Origin of the sequence: Methanoregula sp., assembly GCF_002835825.1 — an archaeon.
Taxonomy (GTDB): Archaea; Halobacteriota; Methanomicrobia; order Methanomicrobiales; family Methanospirillaceae; genus Methanoregula.
On sequence record NZ_PIZH01000229.1, the window covers coordinates 1 to 3,642 of the forward strand.

At 56.9% G+C, this 3,642-nt stretch carries 5 protein-coding genes; 4 read left to right on the forward strand and 1 reads right to left on the reverse strand.

All coding sequences use genetic code 11. The features are described from left to right. From CW742_RS08755 to CW742_RS08770, 4 genes are all read left to right on the forward strand, one after another. Positions 1–1,059, forward strand: a 1,059-nt coding sequence (locus CW742_RS08755; RefSeq protein ID WP_292419257.1) for a hypothetical protein, incomplete at its 5' end; no start/stop codon positions are given. Further along, positions 1,056–1,397, forward strand: coding sequence for a hypothetical protein (locus CW742_RS08760; protein ID WP_292419259.1), 342 nt, complete (start codon positions 1,056–1,058; stop codon positions 1,395–1,397). The genes CW742_RS08755 and CW742_RS08760, both read left to right, overlap by 4 nt. Before the next feature lie 85 nt (positions 1,398–1,482). After that, positions 1,483–2,538, forward strand: coding sequence for an ATP-binding protein (locus CW742_RS08765; RefSeq protein ID WP_292419262.1), 1,056 nt, complete (start codon positions 1,483–1,485; stop codon positions 2,536–2,538). Positions 2,539–2,542: 4 nt separating this feature from the next. Next, complete coding sequence (locus tag CW742_RS08770) at positions 2,543–3,355, forward strand: alpha/beta fold hydrolase (protein ID WP_292419265.1); 813 nt, start codon at positions 2,543–2,545, stop codon at positions 3,353–3,355. Positions 3,356–3,462: 107 nt separating this feature from the next. Here the strand turns inward: CW742_RS08770 and CW742_RS08775 are convergent. Beyond that, positions 3,463–3,642: hypothetical protein (locus CW742_RS08775; RefSeq protein ID WP_292419268.1), on the reverse strand; the 180-nt coding region annotated here is incomplete at its 5' end.

Genomic DNA, 3,642 nt, shown 5'->3' on the forward strand with positions numbered 1-3,642 from the left:
GCACTGCACACCGCTTCCGTGGTGATGCTGGGAGACTCGGGGGAGATCGGGTCCGCCCGGCCGGATGCTGGCGGCGCAGCCAGGGGACTGGGCCGGATCCGGGCCGGGATCTCCGTAGCAACAGGAAGCATCCATGCCCTCTTCAGCGATAAGCGGCTGCTCGCGTTCTCATTTCTCTCCGGCCTCGTGATCCTCTTCCTGGTACTGGCAGAGCGTTGGAACCTTTCCCACATTGATTCCTCCTACGCCATATCCAACCTCATCACGATTCCGGTCAGCGATTCCTACCTGATCGTCTTCGACCTGCGGCTCTTCCTGATCGAAGCGATCTGCCTTTCGGGATTCACCCTCCTGCTGGCGGCCCTTGTCCGTTACCAGAATGCCCGGAATACTGCCATGCCTATTACGGTTCACCGTGCATTCAGTGAGACAGGAAGGCACGCTGGTTCACTTGCGGCTCTTTCGATCACGATGGCATTCATGGCAACAGTCCTCCTGGAGATCGTATCCCAGAACCAGGTCACCGGAATGATCGTATCTGCCATATCGCACGCGATGTTCTGGCTGCCCTATGCGTATTACTTTGTCCCGAACGGGATCTTCACGACATTATTCTTCTCGTTCCAGATGGTTGTCGCAAATGCCGTCCTGTTCCTGCTGGCCCTGTACGTTGTCCCGGTCATGGTGCTGGAGAACAAAGGGCTCCTCCCTGCAATCGCGGGATCGTTCCGGCTCATGAAGAAGACCTGGCGCGAAGTGCTGGGCTGTATCGTTGTGTTCGGGGCAATCGTCATGGCTGTGGCTGCCTTCGGATTGCTGATCGGCCAGTCGCCGGCCCTGCTCAATAACGATTACGACTTCTTCCTCCAGGAGTCCCGCGGGCAGCTGATGATGATGGCGGCCTGCTACGGGTTCCTCCTTGCCTGCGGGGTGCTGATGGCCCTTGGCGCGACCGTTCTGGGTATTGCTGTGACGGACCTGTACGCGTGCGGGAAACCGGGGAATACACCCCCTGCCATTGCGAAGGCTGTCCCGGCGGTAATGGAGCCACACCAATGAAAACGGAGCCGGTTGCAGTATCCGCGGTCATTGGGGTTTCGACAGCGAAGCAACCCGTCTACCAGGAAAACATCCTCCTTATCCTCCTGCTTCTTGCCGGCCTCTTCTCTCTTGTCGACCTGAAGATGCTTGCCATTGCCGGGGTCTTCTCTGCTCTGCTTGTCTACTACGATGCCCAGGCGTTGCATGCAGGGGAGAAGTTCGAAATGGAGTCCATCCTTGGCAATGTTGTCACGTGGCGTCCGCTGACCTGGGCGCTCGCGGTGCTCATCATCCCGCTCATCTTCCTTGCCATCTATGTCTTTTCCCGGAAGGAGATCTTCGAAGCAAATATCTGATGAGGGACTGGGGGGGATTTAATAGAGGGGGTCTCCCATTTTTATCAAGAGTATGCTCCCGCCCCGCACCACCATTGGCAAAAAAATGCGTAAAACGGAGGGTAATAACAACCGCGACACCCGTTTCGAGGACCTTGCCGAACTCCTCCCGCAGATCGTCTTCGAGCTTGACGAAGACCTGAAGTTCACGTTCTTTAACTGGAGTGCCATCGATATCATCGGGCATGCGTATGACGAGCAGGCAGAGAACCGGGCCGGCATCTTCGACATTATCCGGGATGCGGACCGGGAGAAGGTAAGATCGTTTTTCACCCGCATCCAGAAGGAGGTTGTGAGCGACCATATCGAGTGCGGGATCGTTGCCCACGACGGCCGTGAGATCCCCGCGATCATCTACGCCTCGCCAATTATCGGGGAGAAAGAGATCTCGGGAGTCCACGGGGTTATTGTTGATATCTCGGAGCAGGTGCGACTCGAAAAGGCGCTCGAACTCACGAACCAGAAACTGAACATGATGAACAGCGTGACCCGTCACGATGTCTTAAACAGTATAACCGGGGTTCTCGGGCTCTGTGACATGCTTGCTGCGACAACGACCGATGCGGGTGCAAAAGAGCTCGTCTCCGGGATACGCGCCCAGGTCGTGAGGATCAAGGAGCAGATCCTCTTCACCCGTGATTACCAGAGCGTCGGGGTGAAGGCCCCGCAATGGCAGAGTCTGGCCGCGAGTGTAAGGGATGCTGCATCCGCTGTCGGTCATGAGACAATCCGGGTCCGCCTGCCTGAAACGGATTATGAGATTTATGCGGACCCGCTCTTTGGCAGGGCATTCTACAACCTGATTGACAACAGTATCCGGCACGGGGGACCAGTCCGGAATATTTCGGTCAATGCAGAGGCACTTCCGGAGGGAAGCCTTGTTATCCGGTACCGCGATGACGGCTGCGGCATTCCCGCGGGGGAGAAAGAGAAGGTCTTTGACCAGGGGTATGGGAAGAACACAGGCTTTGGGCTGTTCTTCATCCGGGAAGTTCTGGCTATTACCGGGCTGAGTATCCGGGAGACCGGGACCTTTGGGAGCGGCGCGGTGTTCGAGATCACGGTGCCAAAAGGGGCGTGGCGGGCGGTAGAGAACAGGTAACTCCATGTTGAGACTGCCGGAACCTGATGTCAAAACCGCGGAGGTGAACGGAATCACGCTGGCGTACCGGGAGATCGGTTCAGGATACCCCCTCATCCTGATTAACGGGTTTGCTTCAACAATGGATACCTGGAATCCTCCGTTCCTTTCAGCGCTCTCACACCAGTTCCGGACAACGATATTCGATAACCGGGGAACAGGATATACGTCGGATACGGATGCACCCTATTCCATCTCCCTGTTTGCAGAAGATACCGTCGCCCTTATGGATACGCTCGGGATCGCCCGCGCCCATATCCTCGGGCTCTCCATGGGCGCATCCATTGCGCAGGAACTGGTGCTGGCACACCCGGATCGGGTGGAGAGGCTCGTGCTTGCAGCCGGGACCTGCGGGGGACCTGAAATGGTCCCGATGCGAAAGGAAACCTGGGACAGGCTTGCCGATAAAAGAGGGAGTCCGGCCGAACTGGCGGACCGGATGTTTTCTGTCCTCTTCCCAAAAGACTGGCTTGCCACGCATGACCCGTGGCAGTATTGCCCTGAAGTGCACGAGACAACGAGCGAAGAGAATGCAGGACGGCAGGCAGCCGCGTTTTTCGGGTGGACCGGGGCATGGGAACGATTACCGGAGATCCGGTGCCCCGCACTGGTGATAACCGGAACCGCGGATGTTGTAATCCCCCCGGAAAATTCCCGGAACCTTGCGAGCCGGATACCCGGAGCCCGGCTCGCGGAGATCCCGGGAGCGGGTCACGGGATGCAATACCAGAGCCAGCGGGAGTTTTCCGGAACTGTGCTGGAATTCCTGAGGGATTAAAGGAAAACCTGTATGCGTGACGGGCACAACAAGAAAGAGACGGCTCCTTCGGGAAATACACCCTGAACCGGGACAGGCGGGACAAATATTGGTACTGCAGAAATGAATTATTGTTCTTTTTCCGAATTGTCAGACTCTTCCTTTTTATTGCCATACAGATAGCTGGCAATACAGACCACGATGAGGATCACGATGGCAATAACGATACGCATGAATTCCTGCGATTTTCTTTCGGCAGCCTGGGCCATCAGTTCGGGAGGCGCATACATGGCCACGGACATGAGGAA